The sequence below is a fragment of the Terriglobia bacterium genome, from assembly GCA_020072645.1.
Classification (GTDB): Bacteria; Acidobacteriota; Terriglobia; order Terriglobales; family Acidobacteriaceae; genus Angelobacter.
This window is the reverse complement of record JAIQGK010000013.1, coordinates 32,708-56,151: the sequence shown is the minus strand read 5'-3', so window position 1 is coordinate 56,151 and position 23,444 is coordinate 32,708. Positions and strand designations below refer to the sequence as shown.

At 55.6% G+C, this 23,444-nt stretch carries 21 protein-coding genes; 8 read left to right on the top strand and 13 right to left on the bottom strand.

Going from position 1 to position 23,444, the window contains the following annotated elements; genetic code table 11:
- Positions 1-55: 55 nt before the first annotated feature.
- The 4 genes from LAO76_19995 to LAO76_19980 all read right to left on the bottom strand — a co-directional run bounded on the left by LAO76_19995 (position 56) and on the right by LAO76_19980 (position 4,843).
- Positions 56-736 carry a 4-hydroxy-tetrahydrodipicolinate reductase gene (locus LAO76_19995; GenBank protein MBZ5493206.1) on the bottom strand — a complete coding sequence of 227 codons (681 nt, stop codon included), beginning with the start codon at positions 734-736 and terminating at the stop codon, positions 56-58.
- 49 nt (positions 737-785) lie between these two features.
- Positions 786-2,159, bottom strand: a complete 1,374-nt coding sequence (lysC, locus tag LAO76_19990) for a lysine-sensitive aspartokinase 3 (protein ID MBZ5493205.1) — start codon at positions 2,157-2,159, stop codon at positions 786-788.
- Positions 2,160-2,520: 361 nt separating this feature from the next.
- Complete coding sequence (asd, locus tag LAO76_19985) at positions 2,521-3,591, bottom strand: aspartate-semialdehyde dehydrogenase (protein MBZ5493204.1); 1,071 nt, start codon at positions 3,589-3,591, stop codon at positions 2,521-2,523.
- Between the two features lie 220 nt (positions 3,592-3,811).
- Complete coding sequence (locus LAO76_19980) at positions 3,812-4,843, bottom strand: AI-2E family transporter (protein ID MBZ5493203.1); 1,032 nt, start codon at positions 4,841-4,843, stop codon at positions 3,812-3,814.
- 272 nt (positions 4,844-5,115) lie between these two features.
- On the opposite strand from LAO76_19980, the gene LAO76_19975 reads away from it, so the two are divergent.
- On the top strand, positions 5,116-5,979 hold the full coding sequence (locus tag LAO76_19975; GenBank protein MBZ5493202.1) for a hypothetical protein: 864 nt from the start codon (positions 5,116-5,118) through the stop codon (positions 5,977-5,979).
- A gap of 321 nt (positions 5,980-6,300) precedes the next feature.
- Here the strand turns inward: LAO76_19975 and LAO76_19970 are convergent, their stop codons facing one another.
- On the bottom strand, positions 6,301-7,626 hold the full coding sequence (locus tag LAO76_19970; GenBank protein MBZ5493201.1) for a DUF5666 domain-containing protein: 1,326 nt from the start codon (positions 7,624-7,626) through the stop codon (positions 6,301-6,303).
- Positions 7,627-7,931: 305 nt separating this feature from the next.
- Entirely contained in the window at positions 7,932-8,279 is a 348-nt protein-coding gene (locus tag LAO76_19965; protein ID MBZ5493200.1) for a hypothetical protein, read from the bottom strand.
- A gap of 264 nt (positions 8,280-8,543) precedes the next feature.
- Between LAO76_19965 and LAO76_19960 the strand changes: the two genes are divergently transcribed.
- Positions 8,544-8,723, top strand: coding sequence for a hypothetical protein (locus LAO76_19960; protein ID MBZ5493199.1), 180 nt, complete (start codon positions 8,544-8,546; stop codon positions 8,721-8,723).
- A gap of 53 nt (positions 8,724-8,776) precedes the next feature.
- Here LAO76_19960 and LAO76_19955 read toward each other — a convergent pair whose 3' ends face one another.
- The 3 genes from LAO76_19955 to alaS form a co-directional block, all read right to left on the bottom strand.
- A complete protein-coding gene (locus LAO76_19955; protein MBZ5493198.1) occupies positions 8,777-9,307 on the bottom strand; it encodes a cytochrome c in 531 nt (176 codons plus the stop codon).
- 245 nt (positions 9,308-9,552) lie between these two features.
- The gene (locus LAO76_19950; protein MBZ5493197.1) at positions 9,553-10,185 is read right to left on the bottom strand and encodes a zinc ribbon domain-containing protein; all 633 of its coding nucleotides are present in this window, start codon (positions 10,183-10,185) and stop codon (positions 9,553-9,555) included.
- Positions 10,186-10,542: 357 nt separating this feature from the next.
- Positions 10,543-13,347, bottom strand: a complete 2,805-nt coding sequence (alaS, locus tag LAO76_19945; protein ID MBZ5493196.1) for an alanine--tRNA ligase — start codon at positions 13,345-13,347, stop codon at positions 10,543-10,545.
- A 117-nt stretch (positions 13,348-13,464) separates the two neighbouring features.
- Between alaS and LAO76_19940 the strand changes: the two genes are divergently transcribed.
- Entirely contained in the window at positions 13,465-14,229 is a 765-nt protein-coding gene (locus LAO76_19940; GenBank protein MBZ5493195.1) for a hypothetical protein, read from the top strand.
- Between the two features lie 35 nt (positions 14,230-14,264).
- Here LAO76_19940 and lysS read toward each other — a convergent pair whose 3' ends face one another.
- Positions 14,265-15,890: a lysine--tRNA ligase gene (lysS, locus tag LAO76_19935; GenBank protein MBZ5493194.1), complete on the bottom strand. Its 1,626-nt coding sequence runs from the start codon at positions 15,888-15,890 to the stop codon at positions 14,265-14,267.
- A 56-nt stretch (positions 15,891-15,946) separates the two neighbouring features.
- Here lysS and mscL point away from each other — a divergent pair, with 56 nt between their 5' ends.
- Positions 15,947-16,375, top strand: coding sequence for a large conductance mechanosensitive channel protein MscL (gene mscL / locus LAO76_19930; protein ID MBZ5493193.1), 429 nt, complete (start codon positions 15,947-15,949; stop codon positions 16,373-16,375).
- 77 nt (positions 16,376-16,452) lie between these two features.
- Here the strand turns inward: mscL and LAO76_19925 are convergent, their stop codons facing one another.
- From LAO76_19925 to LAO76_19915, 3 genes are all read right to left on the bottom strand, one after another.
- Positions 16,453-17,607 carry a PAS domain-containing protein gene (locus tag LAO76_19925; GenBank protein MBZ5493192.1) on the bottom strand — a complete coding sequence of 385 codons (1,155 nt, stop codon included), beginning with the start codon at positions 17,605-17,607 and terminating at the stop codon, positions 16,453-16,455.
- A gap of 368 nt (positions 17,608-17,975) precedes the next feature.
- The gene (locus LAO76_19920) at positions 17,976-18,713 is read right to left on the bottom strand and encodes an energy transducer TonB (GenBank protein MBZ5493191.1); all 738 of its coding nucleotides are present in this window, start codon (positions 18,711-18,713) and stop codon (positions 17,976-17,978) included.
- A gap of 471 nt (positions 18,714-19,184) precedes the next feature.
- A complete protein-coding gene (locus LAO76_19915; GenBank protein ID MBZ5493190.1) occupies positions 19,185-19,709 on the bottom strand; it encodes a DinB family protein in 525 nt (174 codons plus the stop codon).
- A gap of 107 nt (positions 19,710-19,816) precedes the next feature.
- On the opposite strand from LAO76_19915, the gene LAO76_19910 reads away from it, so the two are divergent.
- From LAO76_19910 to LAO76_19895, 4 genes are all read left to right on the top strand, one after another.
- The gene (locus LAO76_19910; protein ID MBZ5493189.1) at positions 19,817-20,104 is read left to right on the top strand and encodes an N-acetyltransferase; all 288 of its coding nucleotides are present in this window, start codon (positions 19,817-19,819) and stop codon (positions 20,102-20,104) included.
- 629 nt (positions 20,105-20,733) lie between these two features.
- Positions 20,734-22,275, top strand: a complete 1,542-nt coding sequence (locus LAO76_19905) for a multicopper oxidase domain-containing protein (GenBank protein MBZ5493188.1) — start codon at positions 20,734-20,736, stop codon at positions 22,273-22,275.
- A gap of 149 nt (positions 22,276-22,424) precedes the next feature.
- The gene (locus tag LAO76_19900) at positions 22,425-23,009 is read left to right on the top strand and encodes an SCO family protein (GenBank protein ID MBZ5493187.1); all 585 of its coding nucleotides are present in this window, start codon (positions 22,425-22,427) and stop codon (positions 23,007-23,009) included.
- A gap of 67 nt (positions 23,010-23,076) precedes the next feature.
- Positions 23,077-23,394, top strand: coding sequence for a hypothetical protein (locus LAO76_19895; protein ID MBZ5493186.1), 318 nt, complete (start codon positions 23,077-23,079; stop codon positions 23,392-23,394).
- Positions 23,395-23,444 lie beyond the last annotated feature (50 nt).

Here is a 23,444-nt window from a genome sequence, read left to right as displayed (position 1 = left end):
TCAAACACAAAGGATACGAAGGTGTCCCTTCGTATCCTTTGGGGTAAATCGCTTTCTAAAGCTGGTCCACGATCTCCGGAAACTCAAAGAACCCCGTTTTCCCTCTGATCCATTCGGCGGCGCGCACTGCGCCTTCGGCAAAGCCGACGCGCGATTTAGCGTCGTGGGTGAAGAGAATCGTGTCATTGGCTGAGTCGAGCATGACCAGGTGCATGCCCACGGTCTCGCCTTCGCGGACTGAAGCGATTTCTACTTTCTCCCCAGAGCCAGACTCAAGAAGTCTCTGGAGTGTCACAGCCGTCCCGGAAGGCTTGTCTTTTTTATGGACGTGATGGCGCTCCACAATGCTGCCGCGATATTGGTGTTTCAAGATGGGCGCCACGGCCTGCACGGCCTTGAAGAAGAAATTCATCCCAATGGAAAAGTTTGAGCCGTAGAGCACGGCGGCTTTGCGTTCGCTAGTCAGCTCCCGCACTTTATCAATGTGGTGGTACCAACCAGTGGTGCCCACCACGATGGGAACTCCAGCTTCTACACAGCGAATAATGTTGGGAATCGCAGCGTGTGGCGTGGTGAAATCTATGACCGCATCGATCTCTTTCAGCGTGGCGGGTGTCAAGGCGCGGCCATCCTGGTTTTCCTGGCTGGCCAGCGAGCGGACTTCATGCCCGCGTTCTTTGGCTATCTCTGCAACCAGTGCGCCGGTTTTGCCGCGTCCCAGGACCAAAATTTTCAAGAGAGCACCCATTGACGTTTCATGCGAATGGCTTTCATGCGAACGGCTTTCATGCAAAGACCTCGGGATCCACCTGCGCAAAGAATGTGCGGTGCAGGCGCGAGACTACGTCCGGAACGGCGTCTTCATCAATCACAAATCCTATATTAATCTCCGATGCGCCCTGGGAGATCATGTGGATGTTGGCTTCAGGAATGGCGCTGAAGACCTTGGCGGCAATGCCCGGTGTGCTCTTGATGTTTTCACCCACCAGGCAGACGATGGCCTTGCGACCTTGATATTTCACGTCGGCCAGCTTGGCCAGATCCGCGGCAATGGCCGCAATGGATTCGTTTGAATCAACGGTGACTGAAACGCTGACCTCGGAAGTAGAAACCATATCCACCGGGCAGCGATGGTTGGCAAAAACTTCAAAAATATTCTTGAGAAAGCCATGCGCCATGAGCATGCGCGTGGCGACTACATCCACCACGGTAATGCGTTTCTTGGCGGCTATGGCCTTGAAAATGTTCTTACTCTTGGGAGCGGTGGCGGTGATCCGCGTGCCTTCGCATTTGGGATTGCGCGAGTTAAGAATCAGAACCGGGATATTCTTCTGGATGGCCGGCAGCAGCGTGGCCGGATGCAGAACTTTCGCGCCGAAATAGGCAAGCTCAGCCGCTTCTTCAAAGCTGATGTTTTTGATGCGACGCGCGTCGGGACAGAGATTAGGGTCGGTGGTCATCATGCCGTCCACGTCTGTCCAAATCTCAATGCGCTCGGCGTTAAGTCCTGCGCCGATGATGGCAGCGCTGAAATCCGATCCACCACGTCCCAGCGTGGTCGCAACGCCTTCTCGCGTGGCTGCGATAAAGCCCCCCATCACCGGAACTCGCTTGCGGTCGAGCAACGGCTTCACGGTTTCCGCCAGGCGGGCGTCCGTCTCTTCAAATTGTGGAACCGCCTTGCCGAACGTGGCGTCGGTTACGATGCATTTCCGTGAATCAACATGCTCGGCTTCGATATTGCGCTGGGAAAATGCAGCGGCGGCGATCTTGGATGACACTCGCTCGCCAAAGCCTGCAATCGTGTCGATGGTGCGGGGCGTGAGTTCGCCCACGGCAACAACGCCGCGCAAAAGCTCGTCCAGGCCGTTAAAGTCAGCTTCCAGCTCCGGCGCGATCTGCGCAAACGCATGTGTGCCCAGCAAATCGCTGGCACAGTTGTAATGGCGCTCGCGCGCAACGCGGGAAAGCTCAAGCGCTTTTGCGCGGTCGCCAGCCCCGGCGGCGGCTGACATGGCCAGAAGCTGATCTGTGATTTTGGCCAGCGCGCTGACGACGACCACGGGACATTCCGGCAGGCGTTCGCGCACGATGGCCGCGACGCGATCGATGGCTTGGGCGTCCTGCACGGAGGTGCCGCCGAATTTCATTACGATCATGCGGATAACCCCCACCACGGAGGCACGGAGGGACGGAGAAAGGCAATGGGAGATGTACTGATGAAAACGACGTTATTTTTCTGGCCGAGACAAGTGTCAGGGCATGACTTCAGTCGTGTCGTGTGCGGCTCAAGAAATTTGGCCTTCAGGCCCTGAGGTTTTGAGCAGGGGCTAAAGCCCAAATTCTTTTTCGGCTGAACGACACGAGTAAACTCGTGCCCTGACACTTGTCTCGCACGTGGATGCCATTTGATATGGTCGATCACAAATCGCGCTCGCAGCATCAATTGCTTGCGGTTCAAAAGCGAGGAGCTTTCGCCGCTTGAATTGCTGACCAGGATGTCGCGCAATCGAGCGTCCTTCAACTCAGATATCCCTGCGCTTTAAGCAGCTCGCCATTCAGCAGGGCCGCGCCCGCTGCGCCGCGGATCGTGTTGTGCGAGAGCACGGTGAATTTCCAGTCGAAGATGTTGCAGGGCCGCAAGCGCCCGCAGACAGCGCTCATGCCGCGTCCGCGATCTCGGTCGAGTCGAGGCTGCGGGCGGTCCGGCGCCGACTCATAGATCACTGGCTGTTCCGGTGCTGTGGGCAGCTTAAGCTTTTGCGGTAGGCAGCGAAATTCGTTCCAGGCTTCAATGATCTCTTCCGCCTGCGCCGACTTGCGTAGCTTTAATGAGACGGATTCAGTATGGCCATCTTCCACAGCAACGCGGTTGCAGTGCGCGCTGAGCGTGAGATCAGCATCGATCACGCGCGAGCCGTTCAACGATCCTTTTTTCAGTGAACCCAGCAGCTTGCGCGTCTCCGCTTCCATCTTGTCTTCTTCCTTGGCGATGTAGGGAATCACATTGCCCAGAATGTCCATGGAGGCGACGCCAGGATAGCCCGCGCCGCTGATGGCCTGCATGGTGGCGACGAAAATCTTGTCAATGCCAAAACGGCGATGCAACGGCGCAAGGGCCAGCACCAACCCAATGGCGGAGCAGTTGGGATTGGTCACCATGAAGCCGCCATTTTTCTTGTACCACTTCTGCGTCTTGATAAGCGGAACGTGGTCGCCATTGACTTCAGGGATGATCAAAGGAACGTCTTCCGCCATACGAAACGCGCTGGAGTTGGAAACCACAGCGTGGCCTGCTTCCGCAAACGCCGGCTCAATCTGCTGCGCGGCAGTGGCATCAAGTGCGGCAAAGACCAGCTTGGGCGTGCTGCTGTCCGGGGCGGCGGCGGAGACTTTCATTGCGGCGATCTTTCCCGGGATCGGCGTGGACAGGTTCCACTTGGCGGCTTCAGGGTAAAGCTTGCCTGCTGAGCGGTCTGAGGCCGCGAGCCATGTAATTTCAAACCACGGGTGTTCGTGGAGCAGTTGGATAAATCTCTGCCCGACGGTCCCGGTAGCGCCGAGAATGCCGACTGGAATTTTGCTGGTCATGGTGACTGTTGAAAATTAGATTTTAGCATCAGCAGAGAATCTCACCACAGAGACACTGAGGCACGGAGAAAAGCGGAAAGATTTACCGCAAAGGCCGCAAAGGAATTTATGGGGTTTCGCTATCCATCTGTGAACGCTTCACGCTTCATCGGCGATGGACGATCACAGTCGTTCTTAGATTGTCCTTTGCGACCTTCGCGTCCTTTGCGGTGAAGGGATCTTAGTCCGCCGCTGCTGCTGCCTTCGCCGCTTCTGCTGGCTTGCGTTTGACCAGGTATTCATCGGCCAGGACCATGACCAGCGCAGCGGTCGGAACGGAAACCAGCGCGCCTACAACGCCAGCCAATGCGCCTCCAAGAGAAAGAGCAATGATCACGGTGAGCGGCGACAGGTTGAGCGTGTGGCGCATGATGCGCGGCGAGAGGAAGACGCTTTCAATCTGGAAATAGACAGCAAAGAAGATGATTACGCCCACGAGTTTCTGTGGCGAGTCCATGATGGCCACGGCCGAGGCCAGTACAACAGCGCTGATGGGGCCGGCAATCGGCAGAATGTTAGCGATGCCGGCAAACATTGCCAGCAGATAAAAATATTTCAGGCCGAGCGCCCAATAGACGATCAGGCTGCATACTCCAAGGCTGAGCATGAGCATTGACTGGCCAATCAGCCAGTTGCGCATGCGGGCTTTGGCGCGCAGCAGAGTCGAGTTCAGCCGGGGCTGTTGGTGAAGCGGGAACATGGAGACAACCCAATAGAAGGTACGGTCGCCATCAATAATGAAGTATGCGGTGAGGATGATAGCGGTAAAGAAGCCGAAAATACCGCCAGCCAGGTTCAGGAAGAGTCCACCGGCGCCTCCGGCAATTTCGGCGGCATACTTCTGCAATCCTGCAGGATCAATCTTTGAGGCAAAAGGAAGATGCTTGATTCCTTCAGTGAACTCCGTCAGGTGCCGAGGCCAGTCAGCCGAGAAGTTGCGGCCGTCGCGATAAACGGGCGGCAGGGCAAACACGGCAAATAAGGTGCCCGCAAGGGCCAGCATCAGGATCAGGAAAACGATGGCGAAGCCGCGTCCAGCGCGCCAGCTGCCAATATGCATTTTCTGAATCATACCGATGGCCGGCGACAAGACCACGGCGAACAGCGCGCTTACATAGATGAGCATCAGCACGTCACGGACGCTATAGGCCACCCACAAGGCAAGGATCACGCCAAAAAAGAACAAGATGTCAGACCGGTGGTTATTCGCCATACATTAGTCAAGCCAAGATGAATCGAGCCAACATGGGGGAAGGGTTAACAAGAGTTTAACCCAGAATGGCTGAAAACGCGGTTTCCAGAGGTACTAAAACTTTGGGCGGAACGAGGTTTGGCAAAGGCCGGATATTTTCCGCGCAATAGCTGCGGAACGGACAGGTAAATTTCAAGTCAACTGCCTCAATTCACCATAACTTGCCCTGAATTGCCTTGATACCGTACGTGGAACCGTGCATCTTATCTAAAGAGACGAGTTCGCAACATTCCATGAAACGACTTTATATCATTCGTGTTTTTTCCGCGCTGCTGCTGGTTGCGGCTTTGTGTCCCGTCGCGTCGGCAGCCGAACTTAAACAGAAGACCAACACCGCGTTTGATCGCTACGTCGCGGCCACTGAGGCACGGTTTGCCAACGAACTGCGCCCGGGCGGGACGTTCCTCTATATCGACGCTATGAACCCCGACGCGCGGCGACAGGCTTATGACCAGCTCAAGAACGGCGAGATCCTGGTGGAGAAGCTCGAAACCAAAGCGTCGGGCGTAACCTCTGACGTTCCGGACGGCATGGTGCATCACTGGGTAGGACTTATCTTTATTCCTGGCGCCACGCTGGCTAAGACCTTGCCGATCGTCAAGGATTATGATCGGCGCGCCGAACTCTATAAGCCAGACGTGAGTGCATCCCGCACCATTTCCCACAATGGCGACGATTTCAAGATGTTCCTGCGGCTCCACCAGAAGCGATTTACCACCGTGGATTTCAACACAACGTATGACGTCCATTGGGGCAGGGTTGACGCAAGCAAAGTCTATTCCAACTCCATCAGCACGCGCATTGCTGAGGTAAAAGATCCGGCCAAGCCGGATGGAGAAGAGTTGCCGGTCGGTACCGGACACGGCTACCTTTGGCGGTTGAATACATACTGGCGCTTTGAAGAAAAAGATGGCGGCGTGTATTTACAGTGTGAAGCCCTGTCACTCACACGCGATATTCCCACCGGTCTGGGATGGTTGCTGAAGCCGCTGGTAACGTCGATCCCAAAACAATCGTTGAACCGCGCGCTGGGACAGACGAGAAACGTGGTCCTGCAGGAAGAGAAGAACTGCTGCAAGTCTGCGCAGGCACGCTAGACCCGTCAGACCATTGATGGGTAGCGAGAGCCAAACTTTGAAACACTGAGGAAAGGAGTAAACGAAGGGAATTTGGTAAATGAGTAATTTGGTAATTGGGTAAATGAGGATTGGCCCGCCCTCAAGCTTGCTCCCCCAGCCCAACCTCGATGTATTTTCGTGATTGCCGCAGTGAAGCTTCATACAATCAGATTCGGTATGAGATTTCAAACTCCTCCGCGTCCTCCGTTCCTCCGCGTTTCAAAGTTCTGGTTCTTGTCGCCAACAAAAAAGGGCCCGCCGAAGCGGACCCAGTTTTTTGCAAAGGACGAACGGTGCTGGTTATTGGTTGTCGTCAACGCGCGACGCGATCATGCTGTACGAGCCGGCGTTGAAGAAGATGAGACCGCGCACGCGCACGGTGTTGGCGTTCACGGGTGTGACTTTCAGGTTAGTGCCGCTCACGATTGAAACGGCGATGGTTGATTGACCGGTCAGGGTGGCAAAAGCGGAGCTGGCGTTCAGCGTCAGCGTAAAGCCTGACGCGCTTGCGCCGGAGACAGTTCCCACCAGCGCTTGTTCGCGCAGCTTGAGTTTGTCCGCGGGCATTGGCGAAACAGTGCTGCTGCCTGTATCGGCTTCAACGCGCTGGCCCTTGCCAATGTGGCTGGCATCAAAGGCCGGCGTGGCGCCGCCCAGATTCAGTTTGTCTGTGCGCACGGAGAACGCGGTGCTTGCGCTAATGGCAAGGTCCACGGTGACCGGCGGCGTAGCGGAGTTGGACGAATCAACCTGATGAGCAATCGTGATCTGCGTGGCCGGCGCGCCGGTTACGGCAGTGATTACGCCTTCAGCTTCTTCGCCGCTCTGGCTTTCTTCCACACCAATCTTGGTAGCAAGCTTGCTGCCGTCGGGCTTGGTGGTTGCATCCACTTCAACAATGTCACCTACCTTGAGCTGTGAAAGCGAGGTGATGCCATCCTTGAACTGCGTGGTGGCGTCAGTGGCAAAAACGATGCTGCTGGTCTGGGTCTGGATAGTGAAGTTCGGCGCTGCAATAGATGTCACGCTGCCGTGAACGTCATCCATTTCGCCGCTGTCTTCGTCAGTATTGGTGGCGGTGGCGGTGGTCACGTTGAATTTCGCCGTCACGGTGGCCGAGGTCGGCGGCGCGCCGTTGAGCACGACTGAGTTGGCCAGATCAAGGTCAAAGTTAATGACTGAGGAACTGCTGCTGGTCACGGTAATCGGGGCAGTGAAAGTCACCGTTACGCTGCCGCTGGTAAGGGTGGCCGGAATTTTTACCGGCGCCGGCGGTACAGCATTGTTCATGACCACGACTTCAGGATTGGAAACCGTGAGCGATGCTCCGGAATAAGTTCCCGGCGGAATGTTGACCAGGGCCAAAGGCTCAAACGATCCTGCCTGGTGGACAAACTCAACCTCGGACGTTTTAGAGAGCAAGTTGCCCGTGGTGGCTGTGGTTCCGCTTCCGGTAAGTGTCAGAGAGCTGACAGAAAGCTCAAACTTAACGATCGCATCGTTCAGACCGTCAGTAGTGTTGATGGTGGCGTTGGTCGGTCCGGCATTGAGATTGCCGGTTCCGCCGCAGCCTGTCGCCAATATCATGGCAACCATTGCAACAGTTAAAAGTAAATACCGCTTCATAGGGGCCTCCAAGTTTTCAGTGAGTGGGGAAGTCCTCGCGGTGGATAAATGCACTTGGCGGGCCAAGCGTGCCAAATAGGATAAGTGCTGCTTTTTCAGTCGCAGAAGTATGCGGGGGATAGGATTGGGTGGGGTCAAGGCAGTCCAGCTGTGGCGATAAGCCACACCGAATCAAACACTTGCGGCCAATGGCCAAAGGTAACATCCTTTGGTCCCGACAGAAAGGCAGGCGCGAAAACAGGTTAGAAAAGAGAAAAGGCCGCGATCCTCGGCAGCCTTTGAATATCGATTGATAAACGCTGACTTTACTGCAGTTCAATCTTGTTTACGGTCATACGCTCGCCATTCATGGTTCCGGTCACGTTGACCTTGATGTCATTATGCTTCTGCATATCGGCAATGAACTGTTTGGCTTTGGCGTTGCTTGCGGCGTCAAATTTGATGATTTTCTTGTCGTCCGTCAGCAGGCCGTATCCGCTACTCGCGCAATCCGGCATTTGCAGGCAGTCTTTTGAGTGCTTAACGCCAAAGTTGGCGCGTTGACCTTCTTCAGAAGCGCAGGCTATATCTACCAGATAACCCTGAACCTTTCTATCCGCGGCGAACGCGCTAAGCGCCACGGCTGTGAGCAATACGAGCGTTAGTTTCTTCATCCTTCTCCCCTGAACTGATTTGTCGTAAGTGTATAGATTGATAACTGATGTGCGGGTTACAAGTAAAGCGCTAGTTTGCGACCTTTGGCTGGGTGACTCAGAGACGAAAACAGCCCGCTCAGTGTAAAATCATATTGTTGCGGTCATTTTTTGTGGTCATTGGACGCACCGCTTGAGAGGCGTGCCGTCCCCAAATTTCCCGCCGCATTTGCCGCCGCCGACTAAGGCCGCGGAAACCCGACATCCTCAGGAGAAGATTGAATCATGGCTAAGATCGCCAAAACGGCAGACCGCAAGAAAATAATGGACACCACCAAGAGCACCGATTGCCCTAAATGCGGCAAGCCGACCAGAATCGTGAAGCGTGTGAAAGACCGCGAACGCAACACCCCTGGCGGAATCTTTATTTCCTGCTCTGGCTGCGAATTCCACGAGAAGCTCTAACACTTGCACGGGCTGCCGCGCTGACCTGCGACGGCCCACTTATTATCCCTTCGCTACTTCTTGCCACCTATTTTTTCTGGCTTCTTGCCCTGCATAGCAGCAGGGTTTGCGTTTAATGCCGGGCTAGGAGGTGCAAGCGGCAGAGCAGCAGGTTTTGCCAGCGCTGCTTTCGTCGGTTCAGGCAACTTGTCAGCATGCTGCAGCAGTTGCGATACCTGCCACATTTGCGTGGGCGTGAGCATGTCCTTAAAGCCGGGCATTCCGGTCAGGCGAATTCCGTTTTCCACTTTCCAGTAGATTTTGCCCGGCGGATCGTCGGTGACCATGTCGTCGCCGGATAGGAGCTGTGGCGGCAGGGGGAACATGCCTTTGGCCGCGAAGCTGGCTTTCTCGCCGGCAAAACCATGGCAGAAGGCGCAATTCTCAACATAAACATGCGCGCCCTGCGTCAGGTTAGGCTCGTCTGCCGGCACCGGCGATTGCTGCACCGGGTCTTTCGCCATTCGCGCGCGCAACGCCATCTTGGCGATCTTCTCTTCCATCGGCAAGGGCGCAGAGGCCGTGGCCACCGGCATCATGCCCATCTTGATGTATAAATAGCCGCCAATCGCAGGAATCAACAAGCCGACAATCAGTCCGAGAACAAATTTTTTCAAGTTGTTTCTCCTTGATCCTGATCAATGATAAGTGATCAGTAATGAGTGTATGAATCCAATTTGCGTTACAGCAAGTGTCTTCCAAGTGACAAAGCGGTCAGTCTCAGATCGTAGCTGGCGGCAGAACTGCAAGCAGCCAAGAGCTAATGGCCAAGGCCATTACCAATCTCCCATCACACAATCTTGTTCCCGCACTCCGGACAGAACTTTGTGCCGGCTTCAAACTTTGTTCCGCACTTGCCGCATTCGTTCTTTGGCCGCAGAGCCTTGCCGCACTCCGGACAGAACTTTGCTCCCTGCGTGCGCGCCCCGCAGGCGGGACACAGCGCCACGGCTTCCGTCGCCAGGTCCATGCCCTTGGTCATGTCTTGCTGTTGCAGCTTCTGCTTCATCTGATCGACGGTGGTCTGCACCTGCGCCGACGCCAATTCCGTATCAATATCCGGCGCACAGTCATAGCAGAGTGAGCGCTTCGCGTTCCAGCATGAAGCCTGACAAACCCAGTGTGTGCACTTGGGACATTGCCGGAAATTCGGCTTCGCCTCTTCGATTGCGTTGCGAAATGCTGAGTCGTGCGCCGGTCCTCTCACCGCGCGCTCAATTTCGTAGCTCGATGAACTGGCTTGTCCCAGGACGCCGCCGAAAAAACTTCCCGCCGCGTGCAGCGCGCTGGCCGCCATCCCCGTAGCCGACGCCTTATACTCGCTCATAAATCCGTTGCCGCAGCGATCGCAGAAAAACTCAAACTGAAAACCTTTGTCCGTGGAGTGGTCAGTGTGATTTCTTGTGAACTGGATAAGCGCCATGGCATTTCTCCCAGGAACGATGGGGGGATGCCTCGGATTCTAGTGGATGCAGCGGTGCGAGTCCACCCGGAACCCCTAACTGGTGGACGGACATGGATGGCACCCGAGGTTTCTGTTCACACGGATAAATGCAGGCCACAGGCGGGGGCACTGAGGCAAGACAAACTCACGTTCTCTGTGCCAAGACATCTGTAGAAGGGAAATGCCCAAAGTGGAGGCGTTCACAACCGCTGATCGCGATCATCATCACGATCATGCGTCTCTACCCGGATGAGAATCTCCCTTCTCAAGCAGAGTCGCAACAAGCAGAGTCGCAACAATAGGGCTCCCTCGCTCCGCTCGGGATGTTAGAAGATGTCAGGAAAGCAATCCTTCCACCGCAGCGTAAGCTTCATTCAACGCAGCATCAAGCTGGGCGGGATCTTTGCCGCCGGCTTCCGCCATGTCTGGGCGTCCGCCGCCGGAGCCGCCGACTTTTTCCGCGACCTGCTTAATCACTTTTCCGGCCTGCACGCGTGAAGTCAAATCGGCGGTGACGCCGACGATCAGCGCAACTTTGCCGTCTTGTACCGAGCCGAGCACCACAACGCCGGAGCCCAGCTTGTTGCGCATGTTATCGACCAGCGTGCGCATCTGGCCGCGATCAAGATTATCCACGCGCTGCGCCACGACTTTTACGCCTTTGATATCGCGCGCCTTTTCGCCGACAGATGCTACCTGCGAGCCTGCCGACTTCATGCGCATCTGTTCCAGCTCTTTTTGCAGCTTCTTGATCTCGGCATCTTTTTTGTCGAGTTCACCGCGCAGAGCTTCTGCCGGCGAGTGAGACTTGGTCTGTGGGATCAGAGAAGACACAAGGTTTTCCAGCTTGTGATCCAAGCGAAAGTGCTTGAGAGAGCCTTCACCGCTGAGAGCTTCAACGCGTCGCACGCCGGAAGAAACGCTGCCTTCACTCATGATCTTGATCAGGCCAATTTCGCCGGTGGCGTGCGTGTGCGTGCCGCCGCAGAGTTCGGTGGAAAAATCGCCGATCTTCACCACGCGGACGCGCTCGCCATATTTTTCTCCGAACAGCGCCATGGCCTTGTATTCGTTGATGGCCACGTCGATCGGGACATTCTCAATCGTATCCACGGGCGTGTTGCGCAGGACGTGTTTGTTCATCAGGTCTTCAATGTCCTGAAGTTCTTCATCGGCCACGGCGGCGAAGTGCGAAAAATCAAAACGCAGATGGCCAGGATCAACCAGCGATCCGGCCTGCTTTACGTGTGGGCCCAGCGTTTCCCGCAGCGCGGCATGCAGCAGATGCGTTGCGGTGTGGTTGCGCATGGTCGATTCGCGCACGTCCACGTGGACCACGGGATCAACTTTCATGCCGACGAAAATTGGCTGCCGCGCCTTGACCTTGTGCGCGCGCACGCCCTGTACCGGCATATAGCAGCCATTCACTTCAGCAACGATGCTTGAATGCGATTCGTCGTAAAGGATTCCGATGTCACCCACCTGCCCGCCGGAATCGGCATAGAACGGCGTATGGTCCAGAACGATCTCGCCTTCTTCGTCCGGGTTGAGCACCTTGACGCCTTGGCCGTCCTTTACGACAGCAAGCACCTCACTGCCTTTTGACCGCGTGGCGCGATAGCCTTCAAACTCGGTCTTCTTCAGGTCGCGATAGACAGGCGCGGCGGTCTGCTTGGAGCCGCCTTTCCAGGACGCGCGGGCGCGCTCGCGTTGCGCCTGCATCGCGCGCTCAAAACCTTCCACGTCCACGCTGATGCCCGCATCGCGGCAGGTGTCCATGATGAAATCAAAGGGTAGTCCAAAAGTGTCATACAGCTTGAACGCATCTTCACCGCGATAACGCAGCTCACGTGCGCTCTGGTACTGGTGCTGCGCCAGTTCCGCGCGCGACATGCCTTGCTCGCCCAGAGGATCGCGTGCGAGCGCGGCCTTCTGGCTGTCCGCTTTTTCCTTGCGCAATGTCTTGAGATCGGCCTCAAGCCGCGCCAGCCCGGCATCAAGGGTGTGCGCGAATCGGCGCTCTTCTTCAAAGACAACTTTGGAAACGCGATCTGCCTGCTCCACCAGCTCAGGGTAAGCGTCCTTCATCAGGTCGCGGACGGCCTTTACCATTTCATGCATGAACGGCTTGGTGGCGCCGAGCAGGCGTCCGTGGCGTATGCCGCGACGCAGAATTTTGCGCAGCACGTAACCGCGGCCTTCATTCGCGGGCAGGATTCCATCTGAAATCAGGAATGTGACAGCGCGTGCATGATCGGCGACAACACGCAGGCTGGCCGCTGAGCGCGAACCTTTTTCCGCCGCCAGTTCCTTTTCCAGATTGACTCCCGTGAGCTTTGCCGCAGCCGCCAGCAGAGGCATGAAGAGATCAGTATCGTAATTGGAAATCTTGCCTTGCAGGACAGACGCGACGCGCTCCAGTCCCATGCCGGTATCGATGGAAGGGCGCGGCAGCGGGTTGAGCGTGCCGGTGTTGTCACGATCAAACTGCATGAAAACCAGGTTCCAGATTTCCACGTAGCGGCCGCATTCGCAGGGGAACATGCAATCAGGATGGCCTTCGTCGGAAGCGGCGGGGCCCATATCGAAATGGATTTCACTGCACGGGCCGCAAGGACCGGTATCTCCCATTTGCCAGAAGTTGTCCTTCATGCCCATCTCAAAGATGCGCTCTTTAGGAACGCCCACGGCGCGCCAGTGCTTTTCCGCGTCGTCATCACGCGGAATACCCTGCTCGCCCTTGAAGATGGTCACGTAAAGATTGTCGCGGGAAATGCCATACCATTCAGAAGCGGTCACCAATTCCCACGCGTAAGAGATCGCTTCCGCCTTGAAGTAACTGCCAAAGCTGAAATTGCCGAGCATCTCAAAGAAAGTGTGGTGGCGCTTGGTAAAGCCCACGTTTTCCAGATCATTGTGCTTGCCGCCTGCGCGGACGCACTTCTGTGAGCTGGCGGCTTTGTTGTAGTCGCGCTTTTCCAAGCCAAGAAAAACGTCCTTAAACTGGTTCATGCCCGCGTTGGTGAAGAGCAGCGTGGGATCATTGGCAGGCAGCAATGACGACGAATGCGCGCGCTTGTGCCCTTTGCTTTCAAAGAAGCGCAGGAATTTCTCGCGAATTTCAGAGCCGGTCGGCATCATCTCTATTGTAAACATAGAAACATACAGAACGGCTTCCGATCCTGCGGGCCATGCCGCTCTTTCCACTTGCCGGGTTTCATCACTTCATCTAAAGTGTGCGATGAAAGTGAGGCCTCAGTGGCTCAACGGTTTGGTCTTGGGCAGACAAATAGGCTGGTCTTGTTGGCAGTCCTTGTGTGTTTTTCCTGCAAGGCCCAGGATAGCAATGAACTCGGCAAACTGGTGAACTCCATTTCAGAGTGGGGAGATGAACTCAACTCGCCGGGGACTAAACTTGAGGCGCACCTGATGGGAAAGCAGACAAGAAATGGCGCTGACTATGCCCTTTATGATTTCTATCTCACCGGGGCTCCGGCTGATCAGGTTTATACAATTTTCCAGTGGCCACTCGGCAAAGCTGGGCCTGAAACAGTTATGCCCGCGTATATTTCCGACAATGGCAGGCTTTGCATGCATGCGATCGGCTGCCAAGGCACTTCAGGCCCTTACGTATTGTTGGCCTTCCTTTCTTTCCCAGGCTTGCCGCATCGCATAGGCATTGCCTCCGAAGATAAAAAATATAAGGCCGCAATTACAATTATCCCCAATCCCATCATTGCTGAAGACAAAGGATGCAGCGTAGAAGTTATTCGCGCGCGCGAAGATTTTAGTCTTGCTGTCCTTCGCGGCAAGGGCTTTCAGCCCAGTGACGAAATCAAGTACACGTCAAATTCGGCCGGTGAGAAGATGAAGGGGTCCTTTAGAGCCAACGAGCATGGCGAGTTCGTTACAGGTTTCGGTCCTGGAGTGAAAGGCAAGCTGAAGGGAAACGACAAAATAGACTTTAAAGCTCCGGGCTGCGCCCCTTCTGTTTCCTATCATTGGGGCGCATTAGGAGATTAGTTGTCTCAGTCTGCCAAAATTCTCTCTGCCTACATTTAGCGTTGGCTGTTCGGTTCTTCGGTCGATTCCTGCTCCTGCTGTTTGCGCAGCAGCGGGAAAAGGATCACGTCGCGAATCGATCGCGAATCCGTCAGCAGCATGGTCAGCCGATCAATGCCGATGCCTTCGCCACCGGTCGGCGGCAGGCCGTAAGAGAGTGCGCGGATATAGTCTTCATCCATTGCGTGGGCTTCTTCATCGCCCCGCTCTTTTTCTTTTAGCTGCTGCTCAAAGCGGCGGCGCTGCTCTTCCGGATCGTTCAACTCGCTGAACGCATTGCCAATCTCCAGGCCGCCGATGAACACTTCAAAGCGCTCCACCCAGTCCGGTTCGTCGCGCTTGTTCTTTGATAAAGGCGAGATAGCGACGGGAAAGTCATACAAGATCGTAGGCTGGATCAGGTGATGCTCGGCCACATGCTCGAACATCGCTGCAATGGTCTTGCCCGCAGGCTCTTTGGGATCGTAAGGCATGTGCGGCATGTGGCTGGCGTTGAGGCGCTTTACCAGCGCAGCGACAGACTCATGCGTGGCAAAGTCCGCGATCTCCGGCTTGGGCGCGGCGGCTTCCGGCCAGTATTTAATAATGGCTTCGCGCATGGAGAGCCGCTGCCAGTCGGCAAAATCAAATTCCTTGCCGTCGAAAGTGGCCTTGGTGGTGCCGTTCACGTCCAACGCTACCTGCTTCAGCATGTCTTCCGTAAGCTGCATCATGTCGTGATAGTCGGCATAAGCCTGGTAGAACTCCAACATGGTGAACTCAGGATTGTGCTGCGTGGAAATGCCTTCATTGCGAAAATTGCGATTGATCTCGTAAACGCGTTCCAGCCCGCCTACGACGAGGCGCTTCAGGTACAGCTCAGGCGCAATGCGCAGAAAAAGATCGACATCGAGCGTGTTGTGGTGCGTAACAAATGGGCGCGCTGTCGCACCGCCGGCGATGGGCTGCATCATCGGCGTTTCCACTTCTACAAAATCGCGTGCATCCAGAAAGCGCCGGATCGACTGCACCACTTTGCTGCGTTTGACGAAGACCTCGCGCACGTCCTGGTTCATGACCATATCGACATAGCGCTGGCGATAACGCAGTTCCACATCGCTAAGGCCGTGCCATTTTTCCGGCAGCGGCAGAAAATCTTTGGCCAGAAAGGTGATGTCTTCCGCGTGGATCGTCAGCTCACCGGTTCGCGTGCGGAAAAGATATCCGCCCACACCAATGTGGTCGCCCAGATCGAGCAGCTTATACAAGGCGAAACCCTTTTCGCCGACAAAGTCGAGCTTCACGTATATCTGCAGCCGCTTGCCGCCCTGTTGCAGGTGGGCAAAGCCGGCCTTGCCCTGCAAGCGTATGGAGATGATGCGGCCAGCAACTTTTACCGGAACGCGGCCCTGTTCCAGCTCTTCAGCGGTGTTGTGGCCGAATTCGGCCAGAATCTGTGGCACGGTGTGGGTAAAGGCGAACTTGTGCGGATAAGCCTGCTGGCCCAGGGCTTCAATATCGCGCAGCTTCTGCTGCCGCAACTGGTAAACGCTATCTTCAAAGGACACTGTGTGGCTGAACCTCGTAGGTGTAAACGCTCGATTATAAATGACGCGAACCGGCAATCCGGCATCAGATGTCATGATGGCGGCGGCCCGTTTCCTGTATCATTCTGCCGCAGTCAAAGAGAGGAGCATCCATGCTCAAAGGTTTCCGGCAGTTCATTATGCGGGGCAACGTACTGGACCTGGCCGTGGCCGTGGTAATTGGCGCGGCGTTCGGCGCGGTAGTCACCTCATTTGTTGGCAACATTCTTACGCCGCTGATTGCAGCCATTGTGGGCAAACCGGATTTTTCTGCGCTTAACTTCTTCATCAACGGTGCAGTGATTTCCTATGGCATCTTCCTGAACGCGCTGATCTCATTCCTGCTGGTTGCGGCGGCGGTTTACTTCTTTATGATCGCGCCGATGAATGCCTGGAAGGCACGCGCTGCTCGCAACGCGATTCCGGCCGATCCCACCAGCAAGAAGTGCCCGGAATGCCTGAGCGAAATTCCCATTGCCGCGCGACGCTGCGCATTCTGTGCCTCAGTGGTATCCACGCCCACGGCGCCGGCAAACGCATAAGCTAGTGCCCGTGGTCCTGGGGTAGCAAGTTGATCAAAGTGCGTTGGACGGCGAGCAATAGATTGGCAGAAGTTATCTCATTTTTCCTGAGAACGCCTTTTTGAAGGCATCTTTACCGCAACGCATGTCCATGAGGACCCTTTGGCGGCATTGCTCCGCACTCGGATACCGCCGCCATATTTATTGGCGATTCCGCGGGCCATCCACAGCCCCAGGCCGCTGCCTTTTTCCGGCTTAGTGGAAAAGAACGGCTCAAAAATACGGTCGCGATGTTCAGGCGCAATGCCGGGGCCGTCGTCTGCGATGATAAGCCGGAATTCGCGCCGTGAACCTTCGCCGCCCAGGCGCGCGCTGTAAAGTTTTATCCGGACCACGCTGCGGCTCTTTTCCACCGCGTTTTCCATAAGCGCGGTAATTAACTGGCGCAGGTCCGCGTCAATTCCATAAAACTCGCAGGAAGAAAGGTTCGTTTCAAAGCGAATGCCTTTTTTCCTGATGCGCGAATCCAGGTTCGCCAGCGTATCTTCCACCACGCGTTGCACCTGTATATGCCGGGCAGCGGCAGTGCGATTATAAAGACCAATCATCTGGCGCGTGATCTTGGTAATGCGCCAAAGCGATTCCTGTGCCGTGCCAAGCAGTTCGTCCGCCTGCACTGGTCCGTTGTCCTGCCGCAGCAGAAACAGAGCATTGGTAAGCGCCGCCAGTGGATTGTTAATTTCATGTGCCAGGGCATTGGCCATGCGCGCTCCGGCTGCATTCAATTCGCTGGAGTTCAGCGCTTCCTCCGCGCGCTTAAGTTCGGTGATGTCACGGGAAATTCCCACAATGCCGATCACGGCTCCTGTGGAATCGCGACAAACATTCTTGGAGGAGTGCAGATGCCGCACGCCATCGGCGTAGACCCGCGTCTCCTCAAAAACCTCTGAAATGCCAGTCGCCATGATCTGACGGTCTTTTTCCATGATGTGCCGGGCATGCTCTTCAGGAAAGAGGGCGCGATCATCTTTGCCTATGATTTCCTGCGGGTTCATGCCCACTGAATGTGCGGCGGCGGGATTCACGAATACGTACCGGCCTTCGTGGTCTTTCATGTAAATGAAATCCGCGGTGCTCTCCAGCAAGGTCTCCAGCACGAGTTTGTGCTGAGCGAGCGCTTCCTCTGCTGTTTGCGTAACAGGCAAAGGCGTGACCTTATGGGCACGCTGAGTATTCGGTTGTTTCAACGCCATGGGCACTGCTCGAAGGCCGGAAGCCCTTCGAAAATTGCCTTGAGAATACAACTTTCACTGACGGAAAGCCAAGCCTTAGGTGCTCTTGCGGGACCGATTAAGAGATATGCCCGAGGAGCTGGCTGCTGCGATGCAACAACAACCTTTGTGTTCCCGCCAAGGCTCTTGTGGTGGTCGCTAGAGATACTTACCCGCAATACCGCCGCATGGTGCGCCACGTGCCCGGGCAAACATACGATTGTGGTGACTGCTAGAGTTACCAGGCACTCACGCGAGACATCACTGTAATGTGCCTGATTCGGAAGTCCGGCTTACCGCAAACATGGAGCAGCAAGGCCAGAAGATCAGCATCCGTTATGCCTTGCCTGCTACTGGCCCATGTGGAAATTCACGAACACTGTGGTTTCCACTTCCACTGGCTGCCCGCTGAGCATGTACGGTCTATACCGCCATTGCTTTACGGCATCCATGGCGGCAGCAACCAACATGGGATGACCCTCGACCACTTTTAAGGACTCAATCGTGCCCTGCGTCGAAATAATTGCCCGAAGCGTGACCGTGCCCTGCACGTGCGCTCTTTGGGCGATCATGGGATAAACAGGTTCAACCTGGCTTTGCAGCAGTCCCAGGGACACTCCTTGCGAAACAACCAGCCGTTTGGGAATCTCCGCTGCCTTTGGCGCCGGGGTGCTGCTGGCGTGGTTCGCCGTGGAGATGAGCGAACCGATTACTCCGCCCGGCTGGCCTCCAGGTACTCCGCCTACCACGCCTCCGGCCACTCCCATTGCCGGTGGCGGAGCCTCTTCTTCCTTGATCATCTTTACTTGTTTAGGGATTTTGTTGGGCGCCAGCAGTTGTCCATTCACGATCTGGCTTACCATCTTCACGGCCTTCATCGGGGGTGCCGGCGGGGGAGGCGGCGGCGGTGGCGGTGGCGCCACCAGGAAAGTTACCAACTGCTGCGCCGGCAGCGTATCAAGAAACCACAGCGGAAGAAGCACAAGAATGCCGACAATGAATCCCTGAACAACAAACGAGAACAGCGCCAACCCTTTCCTCCGTCTGCGTTCAGTCTTGCTGAGTTCCAGCAGGCTATCGGAGAACATTGGCCGCGGAGGAGTATATGTAGCCACCGTGGGAACGGCCGGACGTGGAGCTTTCTCCACAAGAAACGGTTTTTCCTCTTTTTTGAGCGCCGGTAACGCGTTCATGATGACAGCCTCCTTGCTGTAACTCTGGCCCGAAGGCGAATATGGCTTCTCTGGCGGTTACTCTGGATTTTCCCCTTTTGCGGCGGCGTCTGACTGTGACGGCGCTCACATTTCATTCAGCTCTCGTTGGCGAAATCACAACCGATGTCGCCCATGATCCTGCCCATCGGTCTCGCCATCTTGAAAGCGCGCTTGTAAGCGCACTACGTGGAGTGGGTTTTCTGAAAGACAATCTGGAGCGGAGAGAAAATGATGACCAAGAAACTGGTTCTATTGTGCTTTTGCTCGCATGGCCGCTGGCATTTTGCCAGGACAAAAAGCGGTGCTGGTTGCCAAGTGCTTAGTGCTCTTTACTACATAAATAACCTACAAATATTTTTTCCTTAACACCGACTCATGGTGCGCCGTATGTCCGGCCACGATGTACGCGCATGCCCTCACGCTGAACGGATTTCCACTGGCCGTGCCTGTTCTGGTCCAAGCTTCTTCTGGAAGATTGCGGAAGAACGAAATCGTTGCGAGACGGATCTCACGGAATTCTTCCAGGTGCCGCGCCCATGGGATTTCGTCTGACTTGGCGGCGGCGACGGCAATGTCCTGATCGAAGCTGGGAAGAGATGTGTCGAACTTGCGGGCGAACCACAAGGCACGCATCAGGAAGACGCGCTCAGTATCATTCACATGTCCCCACATCTGGCGGATGCTCCATTTTTCCTGCGCATAGCGGGAAAGCGATTTTTCTTCCGAGATGCCGCGCAAAAATGGCAGCGTTTCGTCGAGCTGGCCTTGCAGCGTGCTCAGGATGTCATCGCCGCTAACGCGGTTGATATAGCCGAAATAATACGGTGCAGCTTCGTTGGCTTCAGGGCGGCCGATCATGGAAGTGATCATGAAAATAATGTTAGCAGCCTGGGACGAGTGGAGCACAGGCACACTCTTGCCTGTGCCGTTTGCCGGCACTTGCGCTTTAAACCGCCGATCATAAAAAATGGGGCACTATGTTTAGCCGCAAAGCAAAACCCGAACCAGTGCAGGCCACCAGCGGACGGATTGAGATCGAGCGCCAGGGCCACGTGGCCTATCTTGAATACACGCTGGTGGGGAAAATCCTGCAGCTTAGCCATAGTGAAGTTCCACAGGCGTTGCGGGGCCAGGGTCTGGGCGCTGAGCTGGCGCATTCTGCCTTCGAGTGGGCCCGCGAACAAGGCCTGAAAGTTGACGTGATCTGCCCTTCGGTCGCGGAATACCTCAAAAAACATCCTGAATATGCTGACCTGGTACTCTAACCCGGTTAAGTTGCTATGCAATTGATTGCAGAGGGGTTATGCGCGGTTGGATTATAAGAATCTCTAATAACCCGGCTGATATGCGGCTGCACAGGTTAAAAGTCAGGCTGGAGAGTTTATTGATAAAAGAAGGCAGTAGTCGCCAACATCCGAGTAAGTCGCATGCCAGACACTCCGGTTACATAATATTCTTCAAAGCAGCTCGACCTCAACTAGGCTTTCCACATTAAAGTTATTAATGTTCTAGGCCAATCTATATTTTCCCAGTTATTTTGTACTCGCATTCCAGCCCTTCCGGAACCTCAAGGCTGGAAAGACTACATAAGAACGCCACCCTTCAGGCCCAAACAGCAGACCGACCGAATCCAACCGGCTCCTGCCAGTAACGCCTGACGTGTGTCTAAATCAAGGAGCCTCATCTAATGAAAAAGAGTCGACGCGATCTTTTGAAGTTCGGAGCCATGGCGGGCGCGGGGCTGGTTATCCCCAAATTCGCTTCCGGCCAGACAGTCAATACGCGGGTCCACACGCAAGGCGGTGTCACGTTTCATGGACACGTCCAGCATCCGATTGGACAACTCACAACCGCGGCCAACACGCTTACGCCGTTTGTTGACCAGCTGACGATCATGCCGGTGATTAAGCCCGATCCAAATGGAGTTACGCACATCCGCATGCAGCCCGCAATGCAGAAGGTCCATCGTGATCTTCCGCCTACTCCCATCTGGGGTTATAACGGAATCTGGCCGGGACCGACGATGGAAGTGCGCAGCGGCGTTCCGGTAAAGATCAAATATCACAATGACGCTTTACCCACGACGCATCCGCTGCCGGTGGACTTCACCATCCACGGATCGGAAGCCGACAAGCCGCAGGTGCGCAACGTTGTCCACCTGCATGGCGCCAAGATCCTGCCGGAAAGCGATGGTTATCCTGAAGCATGGATTTCTCCCGACGGCGTGACCGGTCCGGTGCTGTTCAATCCTGATGCGTTTGTCTATCCCAATGACCAGCAGTCCACCATGCTCTGGTATCACGACCACACGCTGGGCATCACACGGCTCAACATGATCATGGGCCTGGCCGGCGCTTACCTGATTCGTGACGCTGTGGAAGATTCGTTGAACCTTCCCAAAGGACAATTCGAAATCCCGCTGATCATCCAGGACCGGTTGTTCAATCCAGACGGCACGTTCCTTTATCCCACGGCTGACGGCGGAACGCACCAGTTCTGGATTCCCGAGTTCTTTGGCGACACCATGTGCGTGAACGGCAAGGCGTGGCCGGTAATTGATATTGAGCCGCGGCGCTATCGCCTGCGCATGCTCAATGGCTGCAACGCGCGCTTCCTGAACATGAACCTGGTCATGACGGACGCCAAGGGCGTAGCTCATGGCATGGCAGGCCCGCAATTCAACGTGATTGGCACCGATGGCGGCCTGTTGCCGGCTCCTGTGGCTTTGACCACGCTGCTGCAACTGCCGGCGGAGCGCTTTGACGTGATCGTGGACTTTACCGGCAAGGCGGGCAAGAATTTTGTGCTCACCAACAACGCTCCCGCGCCGTTCCCGGGCGGCGGAGAAGTTGTGCCCACGCAGATCATGATGTTCCGCGTTTCGAAGCCCTTGTCGTCAAGAGACGCCAGCACGATTCCGCAGGTGCTGAACCCCAGGCCGATGAACATTAATCCTCAATCCGCGGTGAAGACGCGCGACCTGATCCTTACGGAACTTGATCGCGCCTCAGATGGGTTCCCGATCATCGGGCTGCTCGACAACAAGAACTGGGACGATCCCGTCACTGAAGATCCAAAAGCAGGCTCCACGGAAATCTGGAACCTGATCAACGATACCGGTGACGCTCACCCCAAACACATCCATCTGGTGCAGTTCCAGGTGCTGAGCCGGAGGCCGTTTGACCAGGACACCTTCGACAATACCGGACAGCTTGTCTTCACCGGACCGCCGCAGGCTCCGTTCCCTGAAGAAGTGAACGCTGCCAAAGATGTGGTGAAGTCCTTCCCCGGCACTGTGACCCAGCTGATCATGAAATTCGATCTGCCAACGGGCACGGTTGTGGTCCCCGGACAGCACTACAAGTTCGTGTGGCACTGTCACATCCTTGAACATGAAGACAACGAAATGATGCGTCCAATGGACATCATTGGATAAATCGAGCGCCAGGTATGCGGCCGGTTTGCGCAGTGTGGCAGCCGGCTGCGGCTTGCGGCATTTCAAGAAGATCGATCTTCCGGGTGTGGCGAGCGGGCGCCACACAATATTTTTCATAAGTCAGGATCAATCAAGCACAGGGACCACCCATGAAACTTCGCGCATTCATTGCTTTCATCGTATTCATATTCACTGGTTTGCTTTACGCGCAGGGCCAGCCTGCTCCTGTCGCGCTGCCCGTGCCGGACATTGAAGTGGTAAATCAAAATGGCCGGCACGTGCGTTTCAATAGCCAGGTAGTTGACGGCCGAATCGCCATTGTCACCGGCTTCTTCACTTCGTGCAGCTCCATGTGCCCTATCACGCAGGAAAAGCTTTCCCATGTGGCCAAACTGCTGGGCCCCATGCTGGGAAAGGACGTGGTGATCGTTTCCGTCAGCGTGGACGCAGAAAACGACACGCCCGCACGCATGAAAGACTGGGCAGAAAAATTCCACATCGGTCCCGGATGGACGTTGCTAAGCGGCAATCGCACGGAGGTCGATACGCTGCTGAAGTCGCTAGGTCTGTTTGTTGAGCTGCGGCAGCGGCACCAGTCAGCTCTGATGATCGGCAGCGCCGCCACTGGCTGGGTAAGAATCAGTTCATGGACGACCTCAGAAAAGCTGGCCAAACTGGCGGAATCAATGTTGTCGGCAAAGCCGATGGTTAGCGCTGGCGTCCATCGGCAATGAGATAATGTCCGCGTAAAAGCGCTGGAACGATTGTGGCCCGGACTACCAGCGTGGACAAAACCCAATCATGACCGGAGCCTATTCATTCATCTGCGAATATTCGTCCACTGACGCGCTGTGCGCGCGCCTGAATCAGATCGCTTGGCAGTGGCGCGTCGGCGACAGTTACTGGTATGGCGACTACGTTGCTGCCGTGCCATTTCCCGGGGTGCGTATTCGCATCGTCGATTTCCCCAAGCACACGGAGACCGGATATCGATATGATTCCGACATCCGCATTCGCATAGAATGCACAACGCCAATGGGCGAAATCGACGCGGCTTACCGTAACGTGCTGGCGCAGATCCCCGCGCATGACATCAAAGAGATTGAATGGTTTGACTAGCGCGCCGAGCTTGAGCGGTTTGCTGATCGGATTGCTTGACCGACGACCGC

Excerpts from the sequence above, each read along its gene's own strand:
- lysC (MBZ5493205.1), bottom strand. The coding sequence starts at position 2,159 with ATGATCGTAATGAAATTCGGCGGCACCTCCGTGCAGGACGCCCAAGCC.
- asd (MBZ5493204.1), bottom strand. The coding sequence starts at position 3,591 with ATGACCAGCAAAATTCCAGTCGGCATTCTCGGCGCTACCGGGACCGTC.
- LAO76_19980 (MBZ5493203.1), bottom strand. The coding sequence starts at position 4,843 with ATGGCGAATAACCACCGGTCTGACATCTTGTTCTTTTTTGGCGTGATC.
- LAO76_19975 (MBZ5493202.1), top strand. The coding sequence starts at position 5,116 with ATGAAACGACTTTATATCATTCGTGTTTTTTCCGCGCTGCTGCTGGTT.
- LAO76_19970 (MBZ5493201.1), bottom strand. The coding sequence starts at position 7,626 with ATGAAGCGGTATTTACTTTTAACTGTTGCAATGGTTGCCATGATATTG.
- LAO76_19965 (MBZ5493200.1), bottom strand. The coding sequence starts at position 8,279 with ATGAAGAAACTAACGCTCGTATTGCTCACAGCCGTGGCGCTTAGCGCG.
- LAO76_19960 (MBZ5493199.1), top strand. The coding sequence starts at position 8,544 with ATGGCTAAGATCGCCAAAACGGCAGACCGCAAGAAAATAATGGACACC.
- LAO76_19955 (MBZ5493198.1), bottom strand. The coding sequence starts at position 9,307 with ATGGGCATGATGCCGGTGGCCACGGCCTCTGCGCCCTTGCCGATGGAA.
- LAO76_19950 (MBZ5493197.1), bottom strand. The coding sequence starts at position 10,185 with ATGGCGCTTATCCAGTTCACAAGAAATCACACTGACCACTCCACGGAC.
- alaS (MBZ5493196.1), bottom strand. The coding sequence starts at position 13,347 with ATGATGCCGACCGGCTCTGAAATTCGCGAGAAATTCCTGCGCTTCTTT.
- lysS (MBZ5493194.1), bottom strand. The coding sequence starts at position 15,890 with ATGACATCTGATGCCGGATTGCCGGTTCGCGTCATTTATAATCGAGCG.
- mscL (MBZ5493193.1), top strand. The coding sequence starts at position 15,947 with ATGCTCAAAGGTTTCCGGCAGTTCATTATGCGGGGCAACGTACTGGAC.
- LAO76_19925 (MBZ5493192.1), bottom strand. The coding sequence starts at position 17,607 with ATGGCGTTGAAACAACCGAATACTCAGCGTGCCCATAAGGTCACGCCT.
- LAO76_19920 (MBZ5493191.1), bottom strand. The coding sequence starts at position 18,713 with ATGTTCTCCGATAGCCTGCTGGAACTCAGCAAGACTGAACGCAGACGG.
- LAO76_19915 (MBZ5493190.1), bottom strand. The coding sequence starts at position 19,709 with ATGATCACTTCCATGATCGGCCGCCCTGAAGCCAACGAAGCTGCACCG.
- LAO76_19910 (MBZ5493189.1), top strand. The coding sequence starts at position 19,817 with ATGTTTAGCCGCAAAGCAAAACCCGAACCAGTGCAGGCCACCAGCGGA.
- LAO76_19905 (MBZ5493188.1), top strand. The coding sequence starts at position 20,734 with ATGCCGGTGATTAAGCCCGATCCAAATGGAGTTACGCACATCCGCATG.
- LAO76_19900 (MBZ5493187.1), top strand. The coding sequence starts at position 22,425 with ATGAAACTTCGCGCATTCATTGCTTTCATCGTATTCATATTCACTGGT.
- LAO76_19895 (MBZ5493186.1), top strand. The coding sequence starts at position 23,077 with ATGACCGGAGCCTATTCATTCATCTGCGAATATTCGTCCACTGACGCG.